Here is a 25,038-nt window from a genome sequence, read left to right on the forward strand (position 1 = left end):
GGCCGCCGACATGGTGGTACCCGGCTGTCCGCAGGTTCGCGCTGCTCAGTGCCCGGCGGCGTCCGGGAGAAGCGTGGGCTCGTCCCCGGTCTGCTCGCCGTCCTCACCGTCCTCGCCGTAGAGGCTGCTGGGCGTGCTCAGCGCCATCCGCCAGCCGAGCTGAAAGAGGGTCTCCGAGCCGTACTCCTCGCGGAAGTCGGCAATGTGCCTGGCCAGCGTCCGTTCGCTGATGCCGAGGTTGCGGGCGATCACCCGGTGCCCCACGCCCTGGACCATCATGCGCAGGATATTGGTGCGCATGCGGGAGATGACCTCCGGCGGTACCTCGGTGGCCCCTGGGAACACGCTCGACCGCTCCCACATCCGCTCGAACGAGTCCAGCATGTAGGCGACGATCGCCTGGTCGCTGACGAACGCGGCCTTCTCCAGGTCCCCCTGGACCGGTATCACGGCCACTCGGCGGTCGATGATGAACAGCCGGGTGAACGGCTCCTCCAACGTCCGCACCTCGCCGCCCTCCTCGGTTATGCGCTCGACGTAGTGCCGTGCGGGTGCCGAGTATCTGGCGCTCGGGTGATAGAGGACCCGTCGGGCGACGCCGCGTCGGATGAGTGACAGGTCCTCCTCCAGCGCGGCCTCATTGACATTCGACTGGCGTCGGCTGCCGCCCGGCTGTGCGGTGACGATCTCGCGTTGCGCGCCGTCGATCAACGCGCTGAGCCGCTGGCCGATCTCGACCAGGCCGTGGATGTGCTCCACCGGCCCGCCGCGGTGCGGTTGCTGATCGAGCGACTGATAAGCCTGGCCCAGTTCCCGCATGGCGCTGGGGAGTGCAATGGCCTGGGTGAGCAGAGAAAGGGCCTGCTTCTGCCACGCTGAACCGAGCCGATTGGCCAGCCTGTTCGGATCTGTGGCGGTGACGAGTGACGGTTTTCCTTGGCTGATAACCAATAGACCGAGCCCGGCCAGTTCCGTGTACGGCCCGCCCAGATCGGCTTCGCTGACCTCGACGCTCCCCCCTGCCGCAATCACCTCAAGGTAGCGGGCTCTTGCCTCGGCGGACACGAAGTCGGTGTGCTCCTTCTCCACCTCGCCCCCGCCCGTCGAACTCACCCTTGGCTCCCCCTCTCGGGAAATCGACCGCTCATTCGGCTGGCAGCACTCTACGCAAGCGCGGGAGCGCTTGGCACCCCACCATCCGATGGGTACCAAACGCTCCCGCCCGTTCCGCTTCTCCGGCTACCGGACTACCGCCGCGGCCGCCACACCACCAGCGCGCTCGACTGCTGGGCCGGCTGGTACGGCACCAGGTCCCGCCGGTACGAGGCGTGCACGGCAGCTTCCCGGGCCTGCAGCGCGGCACCGGCGCCGTCCACCGCGGCCGCCAGCTCGGCGACCCGTGACTGCAGGGCGGCCACCTGGTTCTCCAGCTCGATGATCCGCTTGATGCCGGCCAGGTTGATGCCCTCGTCCTGGGAGAGACGCTGGACCTCGCGCAACTGCTGGATGTCCCGGGCCGAGTAGCGCCGGCCGCCGCCACCGGTGCGGTCCGGGCAGACCAGGCCGAGGCGGTCGTACTGGCGCAGGGTCTGCGGGTGCAGGCCGGAGAGCTCGGCGGCCACCGAGATCACGTAGACCGGGGTCTCCTCGGTGAGCACGTAGCCGGTGCCCGGCTGGGCCGCCCGGCGGGTACGGGGGGTGGGGCCGCCGGGCAGGCCCTCGCCCAGGCCTACGCCGATGGAGTCGGGGGGGTTCATGTCAGGTCACGCTCCCTCCGCCGCCTTGAAGAGGGCGGCTCGCGGGTCCTCGGATGCGGTCGCGTCGCGGTACTGCTCCAGTGCGCTCAGGGCCTCGCCGCTGGTCTCCTGAGGGACCGTCACCTCGACGGTGACCAGCAGGTCGCCCCGAGTGCCGTCCTTGCGGGTGGCACCCTTGCCGCGGGCCCGCAGGGTCAGGCCGTTGGCGCTGCCGGCCGGGAGCCGCAGTTTCACGGCGGGGCCGTTCAGGGTCGGTACCTCGATGGTGCCGCCCAGCGCGGCTTCGGGGAAGGAGACCGGGACGGTCACCGTGAGGTTGTCGCCCTTGCGGCCGAAGACCGGGTGGGTGCTGACGTGCACCGTGACGTAGAGGTCGCCGGGCTGGCCGCCGCGCTCTCCTTGGGCACCCTTGCCCTTGAGCCGGATCCGCTGGGCGTCCTGCACCCCGGCCGGGATCCGCACCTGCATGGTGCGGGCCGAGCTGGCGCGTCCGCTGCCGTGGCACTCGGTGCACGGGTCGTCGACGATCATGCCGCGGCCCTTGCAGTCGCGGCACGGGTCGGAGAGCGCGAACGCGCCCTGGCCCCGGCTGACCGTGCCGGCGCCGACGCAGGTCGGGCAGACCCGGGGCGTGGTGCCGGCCTTGGCACCGGTGCCCGAACAGGCCCGGCAGGCGGCCTGGCTGGTCATCCGCAGCGGGACGGTGGCGCCGTCCACCGCCTCGTCGAAGCTGAGGGTGACCTCGGTCTCCACGTCCGCGCCGCGCCGCGGCTGGGCCTGCCGGCCGCCGCGGTTGAACAGGCCGCCGAAGACGTCGCCGATGCCGCCGCCGCTCGTCTGCGAGCCGGTGAACAGGTCGCCGAAGTCGAAGCCGTAGCCGTTGGTGCCCGGGCCGCCCGAGCGCATCCCGCCGGCCCCGAAGAGGCTGCGGGCCTCGTCGTACTCCTTGCGGCGCTTCTCGTCCGACAGGACGTCATAGGCCTCGGAGATGTCCTTGAAGCGGTCCTCCGCCTTGGCGTCGCCCTTGTTCGCGTCCGGGTGGAACTCGCGGGCGAGCTTGCGGTACGTCTTCTTGATCTCCGCGGTGGTGGCGTCCTTGGGCACGCCGAGGACCTTGTAGTAGTCCTTCTCCACGTAGTCCTTCGTGCTCATGGCTGCTGCCACCTCCCGGGATGGGTCGATACGGCGCTGCGGAGCCGCGCGTCACCGAAGGCGACGTGCGACCCCGCAGCGCACAGCGTGTCAGTTCTCTGCGGCACCGTCAGCCTCGGGGCCCGTGTCCGGGCCGCCGGCGGCCGGGCCGCCGGTGCTCTGGGTCCCGGGCTGCGGCTCCGCGACGGCCACCATCGCCGGGCGGATGATCCGCTCGCCGATCCGGTAACCGGGCTGCAGGACCTGCACACAGGTGTCCTCGGTGACGTCCGAGGAGTAGCTGTGCATCAGCGCCTCGTGCAGGTTCGGGTCGAAGGGCTCGCCCTCCTTGCCGAACTGCTGAAGGCCCAGCTTGGCGACGACCGTCTCCAGGTTGTCGGAGACCGACTTGAAGCCGCCGGTCACCTCGCCGTGCTCGCGGGCCCGGCCGATGTCGTCCAGCACCGGGATCAGCGCCTCCAGGATGTTGGAGATCGCGATCTCACGGACCGTCAGCCGGTCGCGCTCGACCCGCTTGCGGTAGTTCTGGTACTCGGCCTGCAGCCGCTGGAGGTCACCGGTGCGCTCGGTCAGCTCGCGCTTGGCGGTCGCCAGCTCGTCGCCGTCCGCCGCGGCGGCGGCGCCCTTGAGCGCCTCCTCCGCGGCCTTCACGACGTCCTCATCGGCGTTGGAGTCGTCGCCGGGCTCCACGCCCCGCGCCTTCTCCGTCATGCGGCACCACCCTTGGGCTTCTCGTCGTCGATGATCTCGGCGTCGACCACGTCGTCCTCGACCTTGGCACCGGCGTCGCCCGCGGCACCGGCCGCGGCGGAGGCGTCGGCGTTGGCGTAGAGCGCCTGGCCGAGCTTCTGCGCGGTGGTGGAGACCTTCTCGGAGGCCTCGCGGATGGCCGCGATGTCCTCGCCCTTCAGGGTCTCCTTGAGCTCGCCGATCGAGGTCTCGACCTCGGTCTTGACGTCCGCCGGGAGCTTGTCGGTGTTGTCCGCGATGAACTTCTCGGTCGAGTAGACGAGCTGCTCGGCCTGGTTGCGGGTCTCCACGGCCTCGCGGCGCTTGTGGTCCTCCTCCGCGTACTGCTCGGCCTCGCGGGTCATCCGCTCGATGTCGTCCTTCGGCAGCGAGGAGCCGCCGGTGACGGTCATCCGCTGCTCCTTGCCGGTGCCGAGGTCCTTGGCACCGACGTGCATGATGCCGTTGGCGTCGATGTCGAAGGTGACCTCGATCTGCGGCAGGCCGCGCGGGGCCGGCGGCAGGCCGGTCAGCTCGAACATGCCGAGCTTCTTGTTGTACGCCGCGATCTCGCGCTCGCCCTGGTACACCTGGATCTGCACGGAGGGCTGGTTGTCCTCGGCAGTGGTGAAGATCTCCGAGCGCTTGGTCGGGATCGTGGTGTTGCGCTCGATCAGCTTGGTCATGATGCCGCCCTTGGTCTCGATACCAAGGGAGAGCGGGGTGACGTCCAGCAGCAGGACGTCCTTGACCTCGCCCTTCAGCACACCGGCCTGCAGCGCGGCGCCGATCGCGACGACCTCGTCCGGGTTGACGCCCTTGTTGGCGTCCTTGCCTCCGGTCAGCTCCTTGACCAGCTCGGCGACGGCCGGCATGCGGGTGGAGCCACCGACCAGGACGACGTGGTCGATCTCGGAGAGCGAGATGCCGGCGTCCTTGATCACGTTGTGGAACGGGTGCTTGCAGCGGTCCAGCAGGTCCGCGGTCAGCTGCTGGAACTGGGCCCGGGTGAGCTTCTCGTCCAGGTGCAGCGGGCCCTCGGCGGAGGCCGTGATGTAGGGCAGGTTGATCGAGGTCTCGGAGGACGAGGAGAGCTCGATCTTGGCCTTCTCGGCCGCCTCGCGCAGGCGCTGCAGCGCCATCTTGTCCTTGGAGAGGTCCACGCCGTGGCCGGCCTGGAAGACCTTCACCAGGTGGTCGACGACGCGCTGGTCCCAGTCGTCACCACCGAGGTGGTTGTCACCGTTGGTCGCCTTGACCTCGACCACGCCGTCGCCGATCTCCAGCAGCGACACGTCGAAGGTGCCACCACCGAGGTCGAAGACCAGGATGGTCTGGTCGTCCTTGTCCAGGCCGTAGGCGAGAGCGGCGGCGGTCGGCTCGTTGACGATGCGCAGGACGTTGAGGCCCGCGATCTCACCGGCCTCCTTGGTCGCCTGGCGCTCGGAGTCGTTGAAGTAGGCCGGGACGGTGATGACGGCGTCGGTGACCGTCTCGCCCAGGTAGGCCTCCGCGTCGCGCTTCAGCTTCTGCAGGATGAAGGCGCTGATCTGCTGCGGGTTGAAGTCCTTGCCGTCCAGGTTGATCTTCCACCCGGTGCCCATGTGGCGCTTGACCGAGCGGATGGTCCGGTCGACGTTGGTGACCGCCTGGCGCTTGGCGACCTCGCCGACCAGCACCTCGCCGTTCTTGGCGAAGGCGACGACGGACGGCGTGGTCCGGGCGCCCTCGGCGTTGGTGATGACGGTGGGCTCACCGCCTTCGAGAACACTGACGACCGAGTTCGTCGTGCCGAGGTCGATACCGACCGCGCGTGCCATCGCAAATACCTCCACAGAAGAGTTGAGCTTTACGGGCTCAAGCATGCCTGAGGCCCGGGGCAGCGTCAACAGCCATGAGTCGATGGCGCTCAACTTTTATGCTGCCCCTACCGGACCCTCTGTGATTTTGCCCCTTATGGGTGAGTATGGCCTTACGTGACTGCCGCCATACCTTGAGCATCTTCTGGACGGGTGCTAGAGGGCGATAAGGTCCGGGCCGGTGGGTGGTTAAGTTACCCACGAGTACACTTGACCGACCTCTATCCCCACCGCCGCTGGAGTACGGAGAAGCCGGATGCAGCTAGCAGCGATCCTCATCTCACTGGGCACGACCGTGGTCGGCGTGGCGCTGTTCGCTCGTGCCATCGCGCAGATCTTCCACTTCGTCCGGCTCGGCCAGCCGGTTCCGGCCGGGTCGCGGATCAACGACCCGGCGGCCCGCACGGTGACCCTGATCCGGGAGTTCCTCGGGCACTCCCGGATGAACAAGTGGGGCATCGTCGGCGTCGCCCACTGGTGCGTCGCCGTCGGCTTCTACGCGCTGATCCTCACCCTGGTCGGCGCGTTCGGTCAGCTCTTCGACCCGACGTTCGTGGTCCCGGTCATCGGCGACTGGACGCCGTACCTGGTGTTCCAGGAGCTGCTCGGCCTGGTGACCTTCCTCGGCATCGCGGTGCTGACCGTGATCCGCCAGCTGAGCCTGCCGAACAAGGCGGGCCGCAAGTCCCGCTTCGCCGGCTCCAACATGGGCTTCGCGTACTTCATCGAAGCGGTCATCCTGATCATCGGTGCGGCGATCCTGACCCTGCGCGGCCTGGAGGGCGCGCAGGCCGGGGTGGACCACTACTCGGCCGCCTACGTGGTCTCGTACCCGCTGGTGCTCGCGTTCAAGGGGCTGAGCATCGGCACCCTGCACAACCTGCTCTGGCTGACCGCGACGATCAAGATCTCGGTCTCCTTCATCTGGATGATCACGGTCTCGCTCAACACCAACATGGGCGTCGCCTGGCACCGGTTCCTGGGCTTCCCGAACATCTGGTTCAAGCGCAACGCGGACGGCGCGGTGGCGCTGGGCGCGCTGCAGCCGATGACCAGCGGCGGCGCTCCGATCGACTTCGAGGACCCGGCGGAGGACGCCGTGTTCGGTGTCTCCCAGGTCGAGCACTTCTCCTGGAAGGGCATCCTCGACTTCTCCACCTGCACCGAGTGCGGGCGTTGCCAGTCGCAGTGCCCGGCCTGGAACACCGGAAAGCCGCTCTCGCCGAAGCTGCTGATCATGAGTCTGCGGGAGCACGCCTTCGCCAAGGCGCCGTACCTGCTGGCCGGTGGCGGCAAGGACGCGGAGGGCAACGAGAAGGCCACCGCCGAGCAGCTGGCCGGCGTCCCCGCGGCCGCGCTGGCCGAGGCCGAGCGCCCGCTGATCGGCACCGCCGAAGAGAACGGCGTCATCGACCCCGACGTGCTCTGGTCCTGCACCACTTGTGGGGCGTGCGTCGAGCAGTGCCCGGTGGACATCGAGCACATCGACCACATCGTCGACATGCGCCGCTACCAGGTGATGATCGAGTCCTCGTTCCCGACCGAGGCCGGGACGATGCTCAAGAACCTGGAGAACAAGGGCAACCCGTGGGGCATGGCCACCAAGGCGCGCCTGGACTGGGTCAAGGAGCTGAAGAAGGACACCGGCATCGAGGTGCCGGTGATCGGCCAGGACATCGAGCCCGCCGAGGTCGAGTACCTCTACTGGGTCGGCTGCGCCGGCGCGTTGGAGGACCGGGCGAAGAAGACCACCAAGGCCTTCGCCGAACTGCTGCACACCGCCGGTGTGAAGTTCGCGATCCTCGGCAAGGAGGAGTCCTGCACCGGTGATTCGGCCCGCCGGCTGGGCAACGAGTTCCTCTTCCAGATGCTCGGCGCGCAGAACGTCGAGACGTTGAACGCGGCGCTGGAGGACGCTCCGAAGAAGCGGATCGTGGCCACCTGCCCGCACTGCTTCAACACCATCGCCAACGAGTACCCGCAGCTCGGCGGTCACTTCGAGGTGATCCACCACACCCAGCTGCTGCAGCACCTGATCGACGAGGGTCGCCTGATTCCGGTCAACCCGGTGGAGGGCCTGATCACTTACCACGACCCGTGCTACCTGGGCCGCCACAACAAGGTCTACAGCCCGCCGCGCGAGATCATGGACAAGGTCCCCGGTCTGCGCCAGCAGGAGATGCACCGGCACAAGGAGCGCGGTTTCTGCTGCGGCGCCGGTGGTGCGCGGATGTGGATGGAGGAGCGGATCGGCAAGCGGATCAACACCGAGCGGGTGGACGAGGCGCTGTCGCTGAACCCCGACATCATCTCCACCGCCTGCCCGTTCTGCCTGGTGATGCTCTCCGACTCGGTCAACGGCAAGAAGAACGAGGGGGCGGCCAAGGAGCACCTGAAGGTGGTCGACGTCGCTCAGCTGCTGCTGGACTCGGTGAAGGCCGAGCCGCTGGAGGCCGTCGAGCCGGCCGGGGTGTAGTCGGCGGCAGGGCCCTGGGGCCGCGGGCCGTTGGGCCTTCTGGTCCTTGGGTCCGCCGGGATTTCCGGCGGACCGGATTTCCTCGAACTGAGGTCCGACCGAGACGCGAATGTGCTTGCAGTCCAGCGGCTCACATATGATGCCTGCCCCGGGTGGATTCCACCCGGGGCAGTCTGCTTACTAATAAAGAACGCATATTCTCGACGAACTCGGGATGCGGCACGGGGGTCGCGTCCACTTGGTGCGGCAGCCGGCACGCATGCGCCCGGCAGTCAGGTCGGCGCCCCGACAGCACCAAGCACCCAAGCGATCTGGTGACACTCCAGGCCAGGTCGCTGAACGGAACCAAGGGGAGAAACGCGCAGATGACCCAGGCGATCATGCTGGTCGGCGGTCAGGGCACCCGGTTGCGCCCGCTCACCACGCACACCCCGAAGCCGATACTGCCGGTCGCGGGTGTGCCGTTCATCGCACACCAGCTCGCCCGGGCCGCGGCCGCCGGCGTCACCCGCGTGGTGCTCGCCACGTCCTACCTGGCCGAGGTCTTCGAAGAGCACTTTCCCGACGGTTCCGCGTACGGCCTGGAGATCGTCTACCTGACCGAGGTCGAGCCGCTCGGCACCGGTGGTGCCATCCGCAACGCGGCCGAAGGCCTGACCTGCGGCGCCGACGACCCGGTGCTGATCTTCAACGGTGACATCCTCTCGGGCCTGGACATCGCCGAGCTGCGGGACGGCCACGTGGCCGCCGGCGCCGACGTCACCCTGCACCTGACCCGGGTCGAGGACCCGCGCGCCTTCGGCCTGGTGCCGACCGACGAGAGCGGCCGGGTGCTGGAATTCCTCGAGAAGCCGGAGACCGCCGAGCAGATCGTCACCGACCAGATCAACGCGGGCTGCTACGTCTTCACTCGTTCGGTTATCGACCGCATCCCGGCCGGCCGGGTGGTCTCGGTCGAGCGTGAGACCTTCCCCGAGCTGCTGCGGACCGGCGCCCTGGTGCGCGGTGTGGTCGACAGCTCGTACTGGCTGGACCTGGGCACCCCCGCCGCCTTCGTGCGCGGCTCGGCCGACCTGGTGCTCGGCCGCGTCGACTCGCCGGCCGTCCCCGGCCCCACCGGCGACGCGCTGCTGCTGGACGGCGCCACCGTGGACCCGGCTGCCGTGCTCAGCGCGGGCACCGTGGTCGCGGCCGGTGCCGTGGTCGCGGCCGGCGCGATCGTCGAGGGCAGTGTCGTGCTGCCGGGCGCCGTGATCAGTGCGGACGCCTTCGTGAAGGACTCCATCGTGGGCGCCTACGCCACCGTCGGCGAGCGGACCTCGCTGGACGGCGCGGTGATCGGCGACGGCGCGGTGGTCGAGGCCGACAACGAGCTGCCGAACGGCATCCGGATCGCCTGCGGCACGCGACTGCCGGTCGGCGCGGTGCGGATCAGCGCCGGCCCCGGCGGCTGTCCCGCGGGCGAGACCTCGGCGGCGGCGGTGCACGGGTCGGTGCTGCAGAAGTAGCCCGGGCGGTCGGTCGGGCAGTTGGTTCGGTCGGTTCGGTCGGCAGGGCGTGGTGCCTTGCGTCACAGCCCTGCTGCAATCCCCTTGGTCCCGCTGGCTGGTGGGGCTGCCGGTCGCCTTTCCGGGTACCTTCGGAGGGTGGCTGGCAACGGAAGTCTGAGCGGGAACGGATGGGGCGGCGGCGAGCGTGAATACGCCGCCGGCGCTGCGGCCTACGAGCCGACCGAGCCCCGCGGGGTCGACCCGTACCGGGGGGATCAGCCCGGGCACACGCGGGCGTTCGCGGTGAATCCGGCGGGGTATCCCGCAGGGGAGGACACCGCCGGATACGGCGGGCAGTACGTCGGAGAGCCGTACTACTACGGCGAGGAGCCGAGGTACCCGCGTGAGGCCGGGGCCGGGCCGGGTCCGGGCGCGACCCAGCCCGACGCGCCGTCCTGGGCCCGCTCCCCGGACCACGTCGCCACCTACCGTGCCGGCGGCCGTAGCGGCCCGCGCACCGGCGGCCCGCGGCTGCGCTGGCGTGAGCTGCTGCTCGGCATCTACCGGGCGCCGGCCCGCACCTTCGACCAGATGCGCGACCACCAGGTCTGGCTGCCCGCGATCACGGTCTCGCTGCTCTACGCGGTGCTCGCCGTGCTCGGTTTCGGCGACACCCACAACGAGGTGGTCAACTCCACCTTCGCCATCGCCGCCTGGTCACTGCTCGGCGCCGCCGTCGCCTTCACGGTGGCCGGTCTGATGCTGGGCTCGGTGACGTACGCGCTGGCCAGGCAGCTGGGCGGCGACGGCCCGTGGGCCTCCACGGTCGGCCTCTCCGTCCTGGTCGGCTGGACCAGTGACGTGCCGCGCATGCTTCTCGCGCTCTTCCTGCCGTCCGCCAACGTGGTGGTGCAGGCGGTCGGTTGGCTGACCTGGGTGTTCTGCGCCGTCCTGCTGACCACCCTGGTCCGCCGGGTGCACGACCTGCCCTGGGGCAAGGCGGCCGGTGCCGTCTCGCTGCAACTGCTGGCGCTGCTGGTGCTGATCAAGCTGCCGACCCTGGGCTGACCTGGCCCGCAGACCGTTGTTTCTCTGTCCGTCCCCCCACTGCACGGAGCAACCGAATGACCCTCCCCACCACCCGCGTCAGCTTCCCCGGCGGCGCGGTGACCGGTGAGTCCACCGTCCTCGCCGTCCACCCGCTCGGCGACGGCCGGTGGGGCGTCGTCACCGCCGACACCCCGTTCCACCCGCTCGACCACACCTGGCCCGACCAGCCCGCCGACACCGGCACGTTGACCGTGCCCGGGGCAGCGGGTGCCGAGGCCGTCGAGCTGGCGGTGGTGGACTGCCTGACCGGTGCCGTGGACCCGGCGAGCGGCGAGCTGTTGGTGGGCGCCGACATTCCGGTGCGCCGTGGTGACGAGGCGTGGTCCTGGCTGGTGCTGCACGTGCTGCCCGAGCTGGCGCAGGGGGTGTCGCCGGAGTCGCCTGTTGCGCCCGAGTCGCTGGTGGCCCGGCCGGTGACGCTGTCGGTGGACGCCGAGCGCCGCACCGCTCTCAGTGCCGCGCACACCGGCTGCCACCTGCTCGCCCTGGCCCTGAACGCCGCGCTGGCCGCCCGTTGGCGCAAGGACCCGGGCCGTGCCGACGCCTTCGGCAACCCGGACTTCGACAGTCTGGCGATGGCCTCCTCGGTGATGGACACCGAGGCCAGCACCGACGTCTACCGGCTCGGCAAGTCGCTGCGCAAGAAGGGCTTCACGGCGGAGGCGGTCGACGAGTTGCCCGCCCTGGCCGATGCGCTGCCCGCGATCACCGCCGACGTCAACCAGCGCCTCGCCGCCTGGGTCGCCGCCGACGCGCCGGTGCGGATCGAGGTCCCCGGCCCCGAGCTGACCGCCCGCCGCCGCTGGCACTGCGAACTCCCGGCGGGCTCCGCCACGATCGCCTGCGGCGGCACCCACCTCCACCGGCTCGGCCAACTCTCCTCGCTGGAGACGGAGTTGATCCTCTCGGCGGACGGTACTGAACTGACCGCGGTCACCCGCCCCAAGCGGATCTGACCGGAGGCTAGATCTTGCTCCGGTGGAAGTTCAGGTAGGAACGCGACGGCGTCGGCCCGCGCTGCCCCTGGTAGCGCGAGCCGTAGCGCGCGGAGCCGTACGGGTGCTCGGAGGGCGAGGAGAGCCGGAACAGGCAGAGCTGCCCGATCTTCATCCCCGGGTAGAGCTTGATCGGCAGCGTGGCGACGTTCGACAGCTCCAGCGTCACGTGCCCGCTGAATCCCGGGTCGATGAAGCCGGCCGTCGAGTGCGTCAGCAGCCCGAGCCGCCCCAGGCTCGACTTGCCCTCCAGTCGCGAGGCCACGTCGTCCGGCAGCGTGATCACCTCGTACGTGGAGGCGAGCACGAACTCGCCCGGGTGCAGGATGAACGCGTCATCGCCGTCCGGTTCCACCAGCCGGGTCAGGTCCGGCTGTTCCTCGGAGGGGTCGATGTGCGGGTATCGGTGGTTCTCGAACACCCGGAAGAACCGGTCCAGTCGGACGTCGATACTGGACGGCTGGACCATGGCCGGTTCGAACGGGTCGACCACGACCCGGCCGTTGTCGATCTCACTTCGGATGTCTTTATCGGAGAGCAGCACGCCACGAGGTTACGTGCTCGTGCGCGCGTCCTCCCAATCCGTTCACCATCCGGCGGCCCTCCCGCACACCTGTCCGCTGCCCGGGAGGGCCCACCTTCCCTCAGGCCTCCCCTCAGGCCAGGAACGCCCCGGCCTCCAGCCGCAAGGCCCGCTCCAACTGCGGCGCCGTCAACACACTCACGTCCGCCGGCACCGAACTGCGCATCCGCCCGCACTGCGGACAGCGGATCAACCGCCCCGGCCCCAGCCGCGCGGCTCCGAGCTGCTGCATCGGGAACGTGCTGGTACTGAACAGGTGCCCCTCGGCACACCGAACAACGGTCCGCTGCTCCATCGATCCCCTTCCCACGCTTCCCCAACAAGGCCGAGCTCCCCACGAGCCGGGGCCCTCCACCTCACCACGACAGCGTCACATTAGGGGATCTTCCGGACATCCCCACCACGGCTCGCCGTCGCATTCGCGGCACCACCGTATCCGCGGCAGCCGTTTCGGCGCAGGGTGCGGGATGGGGTAGCATGATGCATGATCGAGCCGTTGCTGACGGGTCGTCATGCGGGCGTAGTTTAATGGTAGAACATGAGCTTCCCAAGCTTATAGCGCGAGTTCGATTCTCGTCGCCCGCTCAGAAGGAAAGCCCCAGGTCAACGGCCTGGGGCTTTCTTGTTGTCTGGACCAATTCGGGGTCGTCGTGCCAGATTCGTGCCAGATGGTCGCTGACGAAGCGTTAGTTTCGTGGGATTTCGGTCGCGATCCGTGTCCGCAAGGTTTGGCGGGCGGCAATCGTCTCGAATAGTAAGACCAGATTTTTGTGACCCGCATCACGTCTCTGGCACCCTAGTTGGGAGATCCACGCGGTGGGTGACCGGCCGTCGATCATGGCGAGCTGCCCGCCTTGCTTGTAGACGCTCGACAACTCCCGTACTCGGTGGGGCTGTCGAGGTGTCCGACGTCAGCCGGCCATACCGAGGGCTTCAGCGAGGCGGGCGTCTTGATCAGGTGAGAGCCCGAGACGGGCCGCTCGCGGGCTGTAGCTGCCGCCGCAGGACAGGACCTGGCCAGCGCCGATGGTAGGGCCACCGCTGAGCGGGAGCCGACCGCTTCGAGGTACCAGGTCTCGCCGTCCCAGAAGGGTTGGTCGAGCAGGGCCTCGGCGAGGGTCGCCCCGGCCTCTGGTGGGAGTGCCGATGGCGGCGAGGGCGCTCGCGATAGTCACGGAGGCGTCCGCCGGTAGGTCAGCATCGGAGGCGTGGTCACCGGTTCTCGCCGCGCGGCGTCCGATGATCAAATCGGGTCCTCGGGCTCCTGGGTGGCCGGTGGCACGGCATGGTCGTGGCCGCTGCCAGCCCAGCGTCCCGTGACCAGCCACAGTTCATAGTGCAGGAGCCATTCCGAAGTCCACGGCAGGATCGTGTGGGCAAGGAGCATATTCTCCTTCCACTCTCCTGGCAGGTACAGGCAAAGGTCACCACCGGGATACACGTGCGGCAGAGCCGTGGCACGCGGATGCAGCGTCAGCGGCGGCTCGGTGATCGTCACACACGGCCTGCGCCGGTGCCGGTAGGCGATCCGCGCCATGTAGTGCCTGCTCGCGGGAGTGGGTTGCAGGGGGACCGTGCAGACGAGTTCGCCGCCGCGCACGGTTCCCTGCGCGGCGGGAAGGACTGCCTTGATCGCGGCCATCTGCAGCCCGAGGTTAATCGCGCGCGGAGGAGTGCTGGCCATAGAAGGTGTGGCTCGGCTTGCGGGGCCCGGCTGCGGTCGGGGACAGTCGCCCGGTCGCACCCATCCTGTTGTCGGTGGCTGCACCGATACTGGCGGCATAGCGCTTGTAGGAGTGGAGCACGGGGTCGCGATCGAAGGACTTGGCGAGGCGCTCGTAGACGGTGTCAAGCCCCTTGCCTTCCATGTGGGCGAGTTCGCTCATGGTCGTGTCGATATCGGTGAACCAGGCGTTGAACGCTTTCCGTCGCTCGGGGTACTCGTTCCACTTGTCGGTGAAGTTCTCCTCTTCGTGCGCCGGGTTGGCCACCCACCACTTGCCGTTGGTCTTACTGATGAAGCGCGGCATGTTGTCCAACACGCTGCGGACGGCCGTGAACAGATCCTCCTCGCCGTTGTAGGCGTGGCCGGCCAGCGTCGTGATGAGGATGGACGGCGGACGGTTGTCAGGGTCATTCGCGAACATGATCATGCAGTGCCATTTGAGGATCTGGACAACGCGCTGGAGCGGGCTGCGGACGTGCCAGATGGGGACGTCCGCCACGTTGGCGTGCCGCTTCTCCAGGATCCTGGTGGACAGGTCTGAGCGTCCCCGGAACCAGTCCGCGTATCCGATGGGGTTGCTGCGCTGCCATTCCCAGAGGTCCTTGTCCGTCAGACGGATGCCGGTGGGCAGGTGTTCGTCGTCCGGGATGGCTGGCAGGACGTCGAGGTGGAACCCCGGGTACCCCAGGGTCCAGCAGCGGCGCCGGGCTTCGAGGCTTTCCGGGGCGTCGGTGTGACCCTGATCCTTCTTCCAGCGCCGATAGGCGACCAACTGCTCGCCGACCCGCTGCTTAAGCCGCTCCTGCGTCGTGCTCTCGTGGTGCAGCGGCAGCCGGCAGACTAGATCGATGTCGTACTCGCCGCCAGGAGTCCCGGGGCGGACCACGGTACCCAGGCGGAAGGAGCCCTGAGGATAGATCTGCCACCCGGGGCTGCCGTGCTCGGCGAGCCAGGTGCCGACCTCCTCGTAGCGCTCGACGGCGCCGTCGTACAGATCGGGAGAGATGTCGAGCACCTCCACGGCGCCGTCGAGCAGCATCGACAGCATTTGATCGAGTGAGTCCACGTTATTCCTCCCGTGCGGGGTAGAACGGAACGAACACCGGAGCGAGGTGGTCGCAGAAGGTGCGGTGGACGGTCGGCGAGACGTCGCGGCTGACGTGGCCGGCCAGCCCGTAGAGGGTCTCGGTGTTGACCTTGTCCAGTGCGACGGCGCCGGTGGGCACCGTCGGATTGAGGCGGAGGACGTTGTCCTTCCCGACGAGGTGCCGCACCTGCTTGGCGGCGCTCTCGCTTTGCGCCCGCATGAGCACCTCCACGGCGTCGCTGGCCCAGGGCAGCAGACCACCACGGTCGAGACGGCGATGGCGGCGGCGGACGTCGATCGTGGTGCCGAGGCTGAACACGCGGATCGCCTCGAGCGGAATGGAGAGCGGTCCCACTGCCTCTGTCAGCGCGACCATGGTCGGGTTGTTCGCCCATACCCCGCCGTCGATGAGCCGTGCTCCGTCCAACGGCATTCCCGGCAGATAGGTCGGCGCGGCGGAGGTGGCCAGCCCGACGTTCACGGCCTTCTCTCGCCAGTCGCGCTTCAGGGTGGGCAGATGCGGGGTTCGGAAAAGATAGACGTCATCGGCTGCGATGTTGTACGAGGTGATCACCAGCCGCTTGGTGCTCTCCCCGAAGGTTCGGCCACCGAAGACCTCGGTGAGCGCCGACCGCAGCGGCCCGGAGCCGTACTTCGCCCGAAGCAGATGCCGGAGGCCGCGCAACCGACTGCGGTCACGGAAGATCCGCGGGCCGTGCTCGGTGTAGAAGCTGAGGATCTCCCGGGGGGACAGCCCGAGACCGAGGCCCAGCGCGATGATCCCGCCCGTCGAGGTGCCCGCGATCAAGTCGAAGTGATCAGTGATCCGCACGCCGAGATCGTCCTCCAGGCGTGCGAGGACCGCCGCGGAGAACATGCCGCGAAAACCTCCGCCATCCAAGCTCAGAATCTGAAACCGCTCGGTCACCCTCTGTTGCCCCCGTGTCGTCGCCCGCGCGGGCCGGCCCACCCGGGCCGGCCTCCACTATCGATTGTACTTAATATCACGGCACGATTTTCCGCGCATCTTTCTATACTGAGAGTGCAACGCCTTCGCCCGGGGTGCCCACGAGGGCGCCTACGGCCTCCACGATCCGCCAAGATGTGGGGAACAAGATCAACCAAGGGGAGAGATGAGTACGCAGGCGTTCGAACGGACACGCCTTCGCGCTGCCCGCGAGCTGGCCGGGCTGAGCCAGGCACAGCTGGCTCGCGAGGCTGGGCTCACACCTGCCGCGATCAGCCAGTTCGAGAGCGCTGCGGCGCGTCCGAGTCCGGAGACGATCGACGACTTGTGTCAGATCCTCGAGGTGCCTCCAGGCTTCTTCCGTGAGTCGGCGGCCGAGAGCCATGAGGGCTTCTTCCGGTCGCTGCGCCGGACATCAGTGGTTGACCGCCGCCGCGCCCGAGCGATTGCTCTCGTAGCCCACGACCTCGCTACCCGCGCGGCCGCCGCAGGGCGGTTCTCTACGGCTGACCTGCCGACGATTCCCGTGAGCGGCCTGGATGCCGGTGCAGCCGAGATCGAGCGGGCCGCAGCCCAGGTCCGGTCGCTCTGGGGTGTCTCCTCAGGCCCGGTTTCGGATGTGGTCGGGCTGCTGGAGGCGCACGGGGTCGCCGTGATCCGCCTCCCACTCGGCACCGCCGACGTCGATGCCTTCTCTCTGCCCTTCCCTAACCATCCGGTCATCGTCCTGGGCACTGACAAGAACGACCGCGCCCGGTCCCGGTTCGACGGTGCGCACGAACTCGCCCATCTTGTCCTGCACGGCCAGCAGATCTGGGGCGTCAAAGAGGTTGAGACCCAGGCTCACCAATTCGCCGCGGCCTTCCTCATGCCTGCTGACGAGATCCGCGATCAGTTGCCGACCACGGTTGACTGGCCAGCCCTATTCGAACTCAAGCGGCTCTGGCAGGTGTCCCTGGCCGCCCTTCTCATGCGCGCTCGGACCTTGGGTCGCATGAGTGAAACGACATACTTGACGGCCATCAAGGCGGCGTCCGCCAGAGGGTGGCGTCGCGTCGAACCAGTCCCGCTAGGCCGACCGGAACGGCCGGCGCGACTCCTGCACTACCTTGCCTCCCCCGATAGCGGCCCCGCCAGAGCTGTCCTGCCACCAGGGATTGTGCAGAGCATCGAGACGGCGTCGGCGGCATAGTCGCTAGTCGCCATATTGGCCCTTACGGACCTTGAATCGTGATGTCGTCGAGCGCCGAAGCCCCTGCGATTCGGCTGACCAGGTCTCCCGACCACACCGAAAGAGCCCGGCCAGCGCGATGGCTGACCGGGCTTCTCGCGGCTGGGCTTCTACGCCTCGCGAGCTTCCGCTGTGGTCTCGGAGGGAGCGCGTCGACGGCGGCTGCGGATGTCGACGACGGCGGCGCTGATGCCGTTGGCGATCTTGGTCTGCTGCTCGGCGGTGGCGTGCTGGTAAATCAGCGCTGCTCGGACGGAGGCGTGGCCCATGTGGGCCATCAGGTCCCTGAGGCTCGCGCCGGTGCTGGCAGCGAGGACGTTGCCGGTGTGGCGGAGGTCGTAGAAGTGGAGGTCGTCCAGGCCGAGCTTCGCGCGGGCCTTGCGCCACTTGCGGCCGAAGGTCGAGCGGCGGAACGGTGCTCCGCGCTCGCCGACGAACAGCAGGCCGTCGTCTCCCTCCTGTGCGTAGCAGGCCAGGTGGTGCTCGAACTCCGGGACGATCTCCGGCGGGATGCCGACGGGGCGCTTGCCGGCCTTGGACTTCGGGTCGCCCAGGACCCGCTCGCCGGTGGTCAGTTCGGGGGCCGCGCGGCGCACCCACACGAGCTTCTTGGTCAGGTCGACATCGCTGCGCCGGAGCTCGGCCTGCTCCTCGGGGCGCAGGGCCATGAACGCGGCGATGAACACCATGAGCTGCCAGCGCGGGCCGATGAGGTCGGCGAGCTGGAGGACCTGCTCGATGGTCGCGTGCGGACGCTCGGCGGCTTCCTCCTTGCCGCCGCCCTTGACGCGGCAGGGGTTGCGGCGGATGAGGTCGTCGTCGACGGCGGTCTCCATGATGGACTTGAGCTGGCGGTAGCACTTGGCGGCGGTGGTCTTCTTGCCGGCCTTGCGCAGGGTCGCGCGCCAGGCCCGCACTTGGGGAGCAGTGATCTCCTTCAGCTCCAGCTCGCCGAAGGCCGGTGCCAGGTGCAGGCGAAGGTTGCGGCGGTACAGCTGCTCGGTGAGCGGAGCGAGGTCGCGCTCGTCGATCCAAGCGGTAGCGTAGAGAAGGAAGTTGACGGCTCCCGCGTTCGGATCGCGCCACTGCTCGCGGCGTATGTCGGCCTCGGTCTCGACGAGCCACGCCTCGGCGTCGCCTTTGGTGGCGAAGGTCTCCTCGGCGTTGCGCAGGAGGCCGTCGGGGCCGGGGTAGCGGGCCTGGAACCGGCCGGAGGGGAGCTTGCGCACGGAGCCCCAGCGGCGCCGTCGGCCGGAGTTGTTCGCCATCAGGCGGTCCTCCCGGAGCGCGAGCGGCCGGAGCGGACCGAGCGGATGGCGGGGACGGTGCTGGCCTCGATGTAGGCGGCGAGCGCGCTCTCGGAGATGCGGACGTGGGTGCCGATCTTGGCGAAGGCGATGCGGCGCTCGGCGATGAGCCGACGGGGGAAGCGCTCGCTGGTACCCAGGCGCTCCGCGACCTGGGCGACGGTGAGGTACTGCTCGGGCATGCGGCTCCTCGCGCGGTGGCTGACGGGCAAGCGTCGGCCACCGCGTTGCGGTGTCAGTGATGTGCGGTTGGGGAGGGGGCTCCAGAGCGGGAGCGGTGAAGGGGCAACCGGCCAGCAGGGCAGGGCGCCAGGAACCTGACCAGCCGAGACATTCGGTGGTCGGTGCGGAAGCTGTGTCAGCCGGCTTGCGGCAGCGGAGCGTTGGGGCTCGGCGGAGACAACTGGAGAAGAACCGCCAAATCGGTCTGCGAGACGCGTTGGTGGCGGTTGGGGCGCACGTGGCGCTGGAACATGGCAGTCCTCTCGGCGGCGCTTTCGGCCATGCGCCGTCGTGTCGACGGGTCCAGGGATGGGGCTTGCTATTCGGTTGTGGTCGGGCCAGGGGTCTCGGCGTTCGTAGCGCCGGGACCGTTGGCGTGGGTGGGCAGATGGGAGGGACGGCAGTGTCGGTTGGCTGGACCGGTCTGCCGAGGTGTGGAGATTAGCTCTTGGTTCCGGCCGGACCAAGTCGCTGACGGAGGTATTCGCTGTGCGCGTCAGCGTTCCTGGTCGGGCTACCAGTCACGGCGTTCGCTCGCTTGAGGGGGAAGGCGGCCTTCCTGGCGGGCGATGCTGATGCTGATGGTGTACTCGTCGATGGCCTCGTACGCGTCGGGGTGCTGGTCGGCGTAGACGTAGAGGGCGCTCTCGGCGGCGTCCATCGCGTCGAGCGCGTCCTGGGCGGCGTTGGCGGCCTCCTGGAAGACCTCGAAGAGGTGGAGCATCTTCGCGCTCACGGCGCCGCCGGACGGGCCGGTCAGTTCGGTGAGGGTGATGCCGAAGATCTTGGCGAAGCCGATGGCCTCGTCGAGGTTGATGCGCCGGGGTGGCTCGCCGCTCTCGATGCGCCACACGGAGGACTGGTTGATGGGGAAGCCGGCCTCGGACATGCGGCGGGCGACCTCGGCGGTGCTCCAGCCGCGGCTCTCGCGTTCCATCTTCAAGCGCTGGGCTGCGTTCTCCTCGCCGGCCAGTCGGGGGTTCTTGGACTCGGGGCCTCCGGCGCCAGCCATCTATCCTCCCTGCATTGCCTCGATGCGACTTGCAATCTGTTCAGGGGGAGCCTATCGTGATGCATAACGAGATGCAAGCAACTCGCTCTGCATCGCGCTTTGGGCGGGTTGCCGCTCGCCCCAAGCGCGAAGCATGCGCCTTGCGGAGGGGATCGACAGCCGGTGGCCAGCCACCCCGGCCGAGAGAACCCCGGCAAAGGCAAGGGCCCCAGGTGCTACGAACACCGGGGGCCCGACGCAGATCCTCGTAACAGCCCATCCCTGGACGTGTCGACCACGGTGGAGCCGGGTAGCCGCCCGGCGCCGCCGACTGAGGAGTCGCTGTGCTCAACAGTACGGGCTTTCACCTGCCCGCCGCACCCCCGCCGGTCACCCCGGCGTTCCGGCCCCCCGCCGCTACGGCCGCCTCTGGCTCGGCGACGTCCGGGCTGATGGCTGCTCAGCAGCCGCTCGGACTGAGCGGAACATCGGCGCGGATCAGCGAGGGGAGCGCGCGCTCCTGATGCGTGTCCATCGCAGCCGCCATGACCGCGGCTTCACTGCCCTGCCCAACGCCCTGCTCCAGGACCGCAGCCTGTCCTACACCGCCCGCGGTCTGCTGGCCGACTTGCTGTCGCGCCCGGACGGGTGGCGCGAGGACGGTCGGCGGATGGCCGACACCAGCCCCCAAGGCCGCACCGCCGTGTCCAAGGCGCTGCGGGAGCTGGCTGAGGCCGGCTTCTACCGGGTGGAGAAGGTCCGCCAACCGGACGGCACGTTCGTCAGCGTCGCCCACGTGTACGACACCCCGCAGCTGGTGTCTCCGGGGCACTTCGTTCCGGGCTCCGGTGGTGCAGCAGCCGATGCGGCTGGCGCCAACCCCGTAAAGGACCGGAAGAAAGAACCCTCCCTCCCCGAGCCTCCGTCGGCAGCGCAGCCGCGCAGCGGCGACGCGCACGGGGCAGGGGAGGGAGGGAGGGACATCTCCGGCGACTCCATCACCACCGGCGGACCCGGTCCGGACGCGGCGGTGCCGCTCGACCCGTCGGTGCGCGAGACGGTCGCGACGCTGTTCCGCGTCCTGCGGCCCGAACCACGTCTGCACGTCGGGACGGTGGAGGCGCTGGAACTGGCGCCGCTGGTCGCTCGGTGGCTGGAGCAGGGGCACGGCGAGCAGGACCTCGCACGCGCCGTCCTGCCGGGCCTGCCCACACGCGTGCACTCCCCGGCGGCCCTGCTGCGCGACCGGCTCGTCCGCAAGCTGCCGCCTGTCCCGCAGCCGGTAGCCGCCGCGCCGGCAACGCCGCGCTGGAGCGAGTGCCCCACCTGCGCGGACCCCGTGCCACAGGCGGGGATCTGCCGCTCATGCGCGGGCCTGGCGCCGCGTCCGGTCGCGGTCGGCGACGGCCAAGCCGCAACCGTACGTGGCATGGCCAAGGTCCGAGCCGCACTCCGCGCCAGCGCTACGCGCACGGCACCCGCCGCAGGCTGACCTTCCTTCTCCCCACGCCTAGCGGGTAGGCCGGGCGTCCCCTCGGCCTATCCACCGCGCGCCTCTTACCTTCACCCCGCCATCGCCTGGCCGCTGCGCCACGCCCGCCCTGCGGCCAGGCCACCCTGGAGCACACCGACTTGACCACTCTGTCGATACCCCCTGCCCGCACGCCAAGCTCCCGCGTCACCGTCTGGGACCGCCTCGCGGTCGCCCTGCTCGGCGTCATCGGCTTCGCCCTGTCCTACGACGCGCTGCAGCAGATGGCCGTTGCGATCCACGTGCGCGGCCCGCTGACATACGTGTTCCCGCTGATCATCGACGGCTTCGTCGCCTACGGAGTTCGCGCGCTGCTCGTCCTGCGCGAGGCCCCGTGGCCGGCCCGCGCCTACGCCTGGACTCTTTTCGGCGGAGCTACCGGCGCCAGCGTGTGGGCCAACGCCCTGCACGCGGTCCGCCTCAACGAGCTGCCCAGCCTCAGCAGTCGGCTGCGGCTCGGCGACAGCGTCGTCGGCCTGCTGTCCACACTCGCCCCACTCGCGCTCGCCGGCGCCGTCCATCTGTACATCCTGATTGCCCGGCACGCCCCGGCGGTCCGCACCTCCGACGAGATGCGGTCCGCGGATGGCGATCTGTGCGGTAGTGCGAGCTGCGGTTCCGCTGACCCGTGCGGATCTGGGGACAGTGCTAGCGCGCGGGCGGCGGAGCTCGACGGCCTCAGCCCCGATCATGGCTCGGTCATCACCCTGGACGATGCTGCCGTCCAGAGCTGGTACGCCAGTTCCGCCGGGGCTTCACCGAGCAGCCCGTCCGGCCCGGAACACGCGCGGGCCGAGGATGCTGTCGCCGCTGACTTCGCAGTTCACAAGCCGGACGGATATTCCGCTGGGCTTCGGGTGAGGGTGACCAAGCCCGCTGGGCGACCTCCGGGCGCATCGCTGGACGAACTGGTCGAGATCGGCCGAGCGGCATGGCGCGCCTCTGGACGCCTGAGCCGCACGGTCGTGGACGACGCGGTCCGTGCGCGGGGTACCACGCTTGCCAGCAAGCGGCTCACCAAGGTCATGGACATCCTTCGGGCCGAGGAAGAGGACGCCGCCGAGCAGCTCACCCTCGGCTGATCCGCGTAGGCGGGGCGGCTGCCGGGGCCGAACTTGTAGCCGCCCCGCCTGCGAAGTCCCGGCCGGACCAAATCGCCATCGCCCTGATGCTGACCATCGCGCCGACCGCCCGCTCCAGGAGCACACCGTGCACGACACCCACCAGACCCCGATAGACCGGCCAGAGGGGGCTATAAGCTCCGTGGACCGCAATGGAGTTGACCATCAGTCTGTCTCAGGCGGAGCAAGCGAGTGCGTGCGGGGCCCCTACGGGGCCACGCACGCGGGTGTCCACGCCCAGGGGGGCGTGGACGTGCCGGTGCTGCCGAGGGCGGCAGCACCGGAGCTTCACCGCGAGGGCGCGGCGAAGCAGGAGGAGATGCCTGCCGTCGAGCCGTTGACGCCCGTCCGAGCTGCTGACCGCTCTTTGCGTGTGAGCGCGCGTCGTCCCAAGCGCCGTCGACGTGACAACGAGAACCCCAAGACGAAGAAGCTCGGTTTTCGCTGCACCGCGGAGCGGGAAGCGGAGATCAAGCGGCTCGCGCAGGCGGCGGGCCTGAACGTGGCCGACTACCTGGAGCGCCAGGCCCTGACCGTCGACGGCGCCGGCCTGGTGACCCGCGACGAGCAGCTGGACGAGGCCGTGCAGGCGCTCGATGGCGCGCGGTTCCAGGTCGGCCGGGTCGGCGTCAACGTCAACCAGATCGCCTTCCAGCTCAACGCTCAGATCGGCATCGCCCACGGCCCGGCGCAGGTCACTCTGGAGAAGGCCAGGGAGCTGATGATCGAGACCCGCCGGGCCGCCGCGCAGGTCGACGCCTCGGCGATGCGCGTGGCGAAGGCCGGCCGCCGGTGATCACCACTGCCCGATCCGGTAAGAACACGCTCAAGGCGCTGCAGTACCTGTACGGCCCGGGCAGGCGCAACGAGCACACCGACCCGCACCTCGTCGCGTCCTGGGACGGCTTCGCCCCGGACCCGGGCCGCGACCCCGAGGCCACCCTGGCCCAGCTGCGGGACGTCCTCGACCTGCACGTCATCCGCTACGGCCAGCCGGTCAAGAAGCACGTCTACCACCGCATGGTCCGCGCCGACCCTTCCGACCGGAACCTGAGCGACGAGGAGTGGGCGGACATCGCCCGCCGGATCGTGGCCGCCACCGGTATCGCCCCCGACTGCGATCCGGACGGCTGCCGGTGGATCGCCGTGCACCACGGGGACAACCACATCCACATCCTCGCCACTGTGGTCCGCGCCGATCTCACCCAGGCCCGCCTGCGCGGCGACCAGTACCGGGCCGAGACCGAACTCACCGAGATCGAACGGCAGTACCGGCTCAAGGACCTGTCCGACACCCGAACACCCGAGTACCGGGCCGCGATCCCCAAGCGCGCCAAGGCAGCTGAGCTGCGCAAGGCCGAGCGTCTGGGGCAGGAGGAGACCGGGCGGGCCCGGCTGCGGACCGGTGTGCGCCGGGCCCTGGCCGGCGCCGCCACTGAGGAGGAGTTCCTTGCCCGCCTCACGATGCAGGGGATCCAGTTCGAGGTCCGCCGTCTGCCCTCCGGCGACGCCAAGGGCTACACGTTCGCCCTGCCCACGGGTGATCCGGGTGGTCCGGTGTGGTTCTCCGGCAGCCAGCTCGCCGCCGACCTGACCCTGCCCAAGATCCACGGGCGGTTCGCCATCGGCGTCGACGAGCCCGCACCCAGCCGCCCGGGTGATCAGGGGCGGTCGGTCGCGGTCCGGTACCGGGCCAGCACCACCACTGACCGTGCCGTGCGCACCATCGACGACGAAGCTCGGGCCGGTCAGGTTGCCGCGGTGGTCGGCGGCGCCATCGAGGTGCTCGACACCCTCGCCCTGACCAGCCCAGTCCTGTCCCGAAAGGAGATCAACCAGGCTGCCCGGGCCTTGGAGTTCACCGCCGTCGCCCGCACCCGCGCCGCCCGCACTGAGGTCAGGGCGATGCGCTCCGCTGCCCGGGAACTCCTCTACGGCGGTCCCGCCGGCGGAAGCGGCGAGGAGGGAACGGCCGCCGCCACGGTCTTGTCCAGTCTGGTGCTGCTGGCGATCGTCATCGCCAAGTGGCATGCCGCCCAAGGAAACCAGCGCCAGGCCGAGGCCGCGCACGCGGCAGCCACACATCTGCGTGCCGCCTACGGCAGGCATGCCGGACGCCCGATCGCCCTGCTCGACACCCGGGGCCGCCAGCTCCCGGAGCCGGTCCGAGAGCGGCAGGAGACAGCGGTCCGCCAGGCGCTGCCCGCCGACCAGGCCGCCCGGGTGCTCGCCGAGGACGGCTGGGCGGCGCTCGCCGCCACCCTGGCCGAAGCCGAACAGGCAGGCCACGACCCGCAGGCCCTGCTCGCCCAGGCCGCCGGGCAGCGCGAGTTGGCCAGTGCCGACTCGCCCGCCGCCGTGCTGACCTGGCGAATCCGACGCGATGTCGGCCTCCCGGCCCCCGCGCCGAAGGTCACGGCACAGGACCGTCGCACCAGCGCGGCCCTGTTTCGCTCCACCACCAAGCGCACCACCAGCTCACCGGCCGCCGCGGTCACCCCGCCGCCGGCGCTGCCCGTACCCGATCGGGTCCGCCGCACGAGGTGACCAACCCCGGTGGGCGGGTGCCGGCACCATGCCGCACTCGCCCACCAAGCACACTCCCTGCTGGCAGCTACGAGGCCAGCAGGCTCTTCTGCCCTCTTCGCTCCCGTTGCCCAGTCGGTGGCCGGGCAACCCACCATCCTCACCAGCATTTGGAGAC

The 25,038-nt window shown here is 69.5% G+C and carries 21 protein-coding genes, 1 tRNA gene and 1 pseudogene; 10 read left to right on the forward strand and 13 right to left on the reverse strand.

Features of this window, described 5'->3' with window-relative positions:
- Nucleotides 1-45 precede the first annotated feature (45 nt).
- The 5 genes from ABH937_RS04810 to dnaK all read right to left on the reverse strand — a co-directional run bounded on the left by ABH937_RS04810 (nucleotide 46) and on the right by dnaK (nucleotide 5,458).
- Nucleotides 46-1,113 carry a TrmB family transcriptional regulator gene (locus ABH937_RS04810; protein ID WP_280691720.1) on the reverse strand — a complete coding sequence of 356 codons (1,068 nt, stop codon included), beginning with the start codon at nucleotides 1,111-1,113 and terminating at the stop codon, nucleotides 46-48.
- A 134-nt stretch (nucleotides 1,114-1,247) separates the two neighbouring features.
- Nucleotides 1,248-1,757 carry a heat shock protein transcriptional repressor HspR gene (locus ABH937_RS04815; protein WP_280691721.1) on the reverse strand — a complete coding sequence of 170 codons (510 nt, stop codon included), beginning with the start codon at nucleotides 1,755-1,757 and terminating at the stop codon, nucleotides 1,248-1,250.
- Between the two features lie 6 nt (nucleotides 1,758-1,763).
- Nucleotides 1,764-2,909, reverse strand: a complete 1,146-nt coding sequence (dnaJ, locus tag ABH937_RS04820) for a molecular chaperone DnaJ (RefSeq protein WP_280691722.1) — start codon at nucleotides 2,907-2,909, stop codon at nucleotides 1,764-1,766.
- Nucleotides 2,910-2,999: 90 nt separating this feature from the next.
- The gene (gene grpE, locus ABH937_RS04825; protein ID WP_280691723.1) at nucleotides 3,000-3,620 is read right to left on the reverse strand and encodes a nucleotide exchange factor GrpE; all 621 of its coding nucleotides are present in this window, start codon (nucleotides 3,618-3,620) and stop codon (nucleotides 3,000-3,002) included.
- Complete coding sequence (dnaK, locus tag ABH937_RS04830) at nucleotides 3,617-5,458, reverse strand: molecular chaperone DnaK (RefSeq protein ID WP_280691724.1); 1,842 nt, start codon at nucleotides 5,456-5,458, stop codon at nucleotides 3,617-3,619. The genes grpE and dnaK overlap by 4 nt, the downstream gene beginning before the upstream one ends.
- 295 nt (nucleotides 5,459-5,753) lie before the next feature.
- Here dnaK and ABH937_RS04835 point away from each other — a divergent pair, with 295 nt between their 5' ends.
- The 4 genes and pseudogenes from ABH937_RS04835 to ABH937_RS04850 all read left to right on the forward strand — a co-directional run bounded on the left by ABH937_RS04835 (nucleotide 5,754) and on the right by ABH937_RS04850 (nucleotide 11,529).
- Nucleotides 5,754-7,973 carry a heterodisulfide reductase-related iron-sulfur binding cluster gene (locus ABH937_RS04835; protein ID WP_280691725.1) on the forward strand — a complete coding sequence of 740 codons (2,220 nt, stop codon included), beginning with the start codon at nucleotides 5,754-5,756 and terminating at the stop codon, nucleotides 7,971-7,973.
- Between the two features lie 365 nt (nucleotides 7,974-8,338).
- Nucleotides 8,339-9,412 (forward strand): annotated as a pseudogene (locus ABH937_RS04840) (sugar phosphate nucleotidyltransferase); the annotation flags it as partial.
- A gap of 207 nt (nucleotides 9,413-9,619) precedes the next feature.
- Nucleotides 9,620-10,531, forward strand: a complete 912-nt coding sequence (locus ABH937_RS04845) for a Yip1 family protein (protein WP_370217314.1) — start codon at nucleotides 9,620-9,622, stop codon at nucleotides 10,529-10,531.
- 56 nt (nucleotides 10,532-10,587) lie between these two features.
- Entirely contained in the window at nucleotides 10,588-11,529 is a 942-nt protein-coding gene (locus tag ABH937_RS04850) for a metal-dependent hydrolase (RefSeq protein ID WP_370217315.1), read from the forward strand.
- A gap of 7 nt (nucleotides 11,530-11,536) precedes the next feature.
- Here the strand turns inward: ABH937_RS04850 and dcd are convergent, their stop codons facing one another.
- Nucleotides 11,537-12,112, reverse strand: a complete 576-nt coding sequence (dcd, locus tag ABH937_RS04855; protein WP_280691728.1) for a dCTP deaminase — start codon at nucleotides 12,110-12,112, stop codon at nucleotides 11,537-11,539.
- A 112-nt stretch (nucleotides 12,113-12,224) separates the two neighbouring features.
- Nucleotides 12,225-12,383: a hypothetical protein gene (locus ABH937_RS04860; RefSeq protein WP_280691729.1), complete on the reverse strand. Its 159-nt coding sequence runs from the start codon at nucleotides 12,381-12,383 to the stop codon at nucleotides 12,225-12,227.
- A gap of 282 nt (nucleotides 12,384-12,665) precedes the next feature.
- On the opposite strand from ABH937_RS04860, the gene ABH937_RS04865 reads away from it, so the two are divergent.
- Nucleotides 12,666-12,736: transfer RNA gene (locus tag ABH937_RS04865), tRNA-Gly, on the forward strand.
- A gap of 658 nt (nucleotides 12,737-13,394) precedes the next feature.
- On the opposite strand, the gene ABH937_RS04870 is transcribed toward ABH937_RS04865, so the two are convergent.
- Genes ABH937_RS04870 through ABH937_RS04880 form a run of 3 tightly spaced genes read right to left on the reverse strand, consistent with a single transcriptional unit; the run spans nucleotide 13,395 to nucleotide 15,892 of the window.
- Nucleotides 13,395-13,793 (reverse strand): hypothetical protein, encoded by a 399-nt coding sequence (locus tag ABH937_RS04870; protein ID WP_370217316.1) that lies wholly within the window; start codon nucleotides 13,791-13,793, stop codon nucleotides 13,395-13,397.
- Nucleotides 13,794-13,806: 13 nt separating this feature from the next.
- Entirely contained in the window at nucleotides 13,807-14,943 is a 1,137-nt protein-coding gene (locus tag ABH937_RS04875; protein WP_370217317.1) for a cyclic GMP-AMP synthase DncV-like nucleotidyltransferase, read from the reverse strand.
- A 1-nt stretch (nucleotide 14,944) separates the two neighbouring features.
- Entirely contained in the window at nucleotides 14,945-15,892 is a 948-nt protein-coding gene (locus tag ABH937_RS04880) for a CBASS cGAMP-activated phospholipase (RefSeq protein WP_370217318.1), read from the reverse strand.
- 205 nt (nucleotides 15,893-16,097) lie between these two features.
- Between ABH937_RS04880 and ABH937_RS04885 the strand changes: the two genes are divergently transcribed.
- Nucleotides 16,098-17,123 (forward strand): ImmA/IrrE family metallo-endopeptidase, encoded by a 1,026-nt coding sequence (locus ABH937_RS04885; protein WP_370217319.1) that lies wholly within the window; start codon nucleotides 16,098-16,100, stop codon nucleotides 17,121-17,123.
- A 149-nt stretch (nucleotides 17,124-17,272) separates the two neighbouring features.
- Here ABH937_RS04885 and xerC read toward each other — a convergent pair whose 3' ends face one another.
- The 3 genes from xerC to ABH937_RS04900 all read right to left on the reverse strand — a co-directional run bounded on the left by xerC (nucleotide 17,273) and on the right by ABH937_RS04900 (nucleotide 19,703).
- Nucleotides 17,273-18,430, reverse strand: a complete 1,158-nt coding sequence (xerC, locus tag ABH937_RS04890; protein WP_370217320.1) for a tyrosine recombinase XerC — start codon at nucleotides 18,428-18,430, stop codon at nucleotides 17,273-17,275.
- Nucleotides 18,430-18,651: an excisionase family DNA-binding protein gene (locus ABH937_RS04895; protein WP_370217321.1), complete on the reverse strand. Its 222-nt coding sequence runs from the start codon at nucleotides 18,649-18,651 to the stop codon at nucleotides 18,430-18,432. The genes xerC and ABH937_RS04895 overlap by 1 nt, the downstream gene beginning before the upstream one ends.
- A gap of 554 nt (nucleotides 18,652-19,205) precedes the next feature.
- Nucleotides 19,206-19,703, reverse strand: a complete 498-nt coding sequence (locus tag ABH937_RS04900) for a helix-turn-helix domain-containing protein (protein ID WP_370217322.1) — start codon at nucleotides 19,701-19,703, stop codon at nucleotides 19,206-19,208.
- 502 nt (nucleotides 19,704-20,205) lie between these two features.
- Here ABH937_RS04900 and ABH937_RS04905 point away from each other — a divergent pair.
- From ABH937_RS04905 to ABH937_RS04920, 4 genes are all read left to right on the forward strand, one after another.
- Entirely contained in the window at nucleotides 20,206-21,174 is a 969-nt protein-coding gene (locus ABH937_RS04905; protein WP_370217323.1) for a hypothetical protein, read from the forward strand.
- A 140-nt stretch (nucleotides 21,175-21,314) separates the two neighbouring features.
- A complete protein-coding gene (locus tag ABH937_RS04910; RefSeq protein WP_370217324.1) occupies nucleotides 21,315-22,295 on the forward strand; it encodes a DUF2637 domain-containing protein in 981 nt (326 codons plus the stop codon).
- A gap of 286 nt (nucleotides 22,296-22,581) precedes the next feature.
- A complete protein-coding gene (locus ABH937_RS04915; protein WP_370217325.1) occupies nucleotides 22,582-23,130 on the forward strand; it encodes a hypothetical protein in 549 nt (182 codons plus the stop codon).
- Nucleotides 23,127-24,881, forward strand: coding sequence for a hypothetical protein (locus ABH937_RS04920; RefSeq protein ID WP_370217326.1), 1,755 nt, complete (start codon nucleotides 23,127-23,129; stop codon nucleotides 24,879-24,881). The genes ABH937_RS04915 and ABH937_RS04920 overlap by 4 nt, the downstream gene beginning before the upstream one ends.
- Nucleotides 24,882-25,038: the final 157 nt, after the last annotated feature.

Origin of the sequence: Kitasatospora sp. GAS1066B (assembly GCF_041262605.1) — a bacterium.
Classification (GTDB): domain Bacteria; phylum Actinomycetota; class Actinomycetes; order Streptomycetales; family Streptomycetaceae; genus Kitasatospora.

Excerpts from the sequence above, each read along its gene's own strand:
- ABH937_RS04895 (WP_370217321.1), bottom strand. The coding sequence starts at position 18,651 with ATGCCCGAGCAGTACCTCACCGTCGCCCAGGTCGCGGAGCGCCTGGGT.
- ABH937_RS04835 (WP_280691725.1), top strand. The coding sequence starts at position 5,754 with ATGCAGCTAGCAGCGATCCTCATCTCACTGGGCACGACCGTGGTCGGC.
- xerC (WP_370217320.1), bottom strand. The coding sequence starts at position 18,430 with ATGGCGAACAACTCCGGCCGACGGCGCCGCTGGGGCTCCGTGCGCAAG.
- ABH937_RS04870 (WP_370217316.1), bottom strand. The coding sequence starts at position 13,793 with ATGGCCGCGATCAAGGCAGTCCTTCCCGCCGCGCAGGGAACCGTGCGC.
- dnaK (WP_280691724.1), bottom strand. The coding sequence starts at position 5,458 with ATGGCACGCGCGGTCGGTATCGACCTCGGCACGACGAACTCGGTCGTC.
- grpE (WP_280691723.1), bottom strand. The coding sequence starts at position 3,620 with ATGACGGAGAAGGCGCGGGGCGTGGAGCCCGGCGACGACTCCAACGCC.
- ABH937_RS04860 (WP_280691729.1), bottom strand. The coding sequence starts at position 12,383 with ATGCAGCAGCTCGGAGCCGCGCGGCTGGGGCCGGGGCGGTTGATCCGC.
- ABH937_RS04905 (WP_370217323.1), top strand. The coding sequence starts at position 20,206 with ATGCGTGTCCATCGCAGCCGCCATGACCGCGGCTTCACTGCCCTGCCC.
- ABH937_RS04850 (WP_370217315.1), top strand. The coding sequence starts at position 10,588 with ATGACCCTCCCCACCACCCGCGTCAGCTTCCCCGGCGGCGCGGTGACC.
- ABH937_RS04900 (WP_370217322.1), bottom strand. The coding sequence starts at position 19,703 with ATGGCTGGCGCCGGAGGCCCCGAGTCCAAGAACCCCCGACTGGCCGGC.
- dnaJ (WP_280691722.1), bottom strand. The coding sequence starts at position 2,909 with ATGAGCACGAAGGACTACGTGGAGAAGGACTACTACAAGGTCCTCGGC.
- ABH937_RS04815 (WP_280691721.1), bottom strand. The coding sequence starts at position 1,757 with ATGAACCCCCCCGACTCCATCGGCGTAGGCCTGGGCGAGGGCCTGCCC.
- ABH937_RS04885 (WP_370217319.1), top strand. The coding sequence starts at position 16,098 with ATGAGTACGCAGGCGTTCGAACGGACACGCCTTCGCGCTGCCCGCGAG.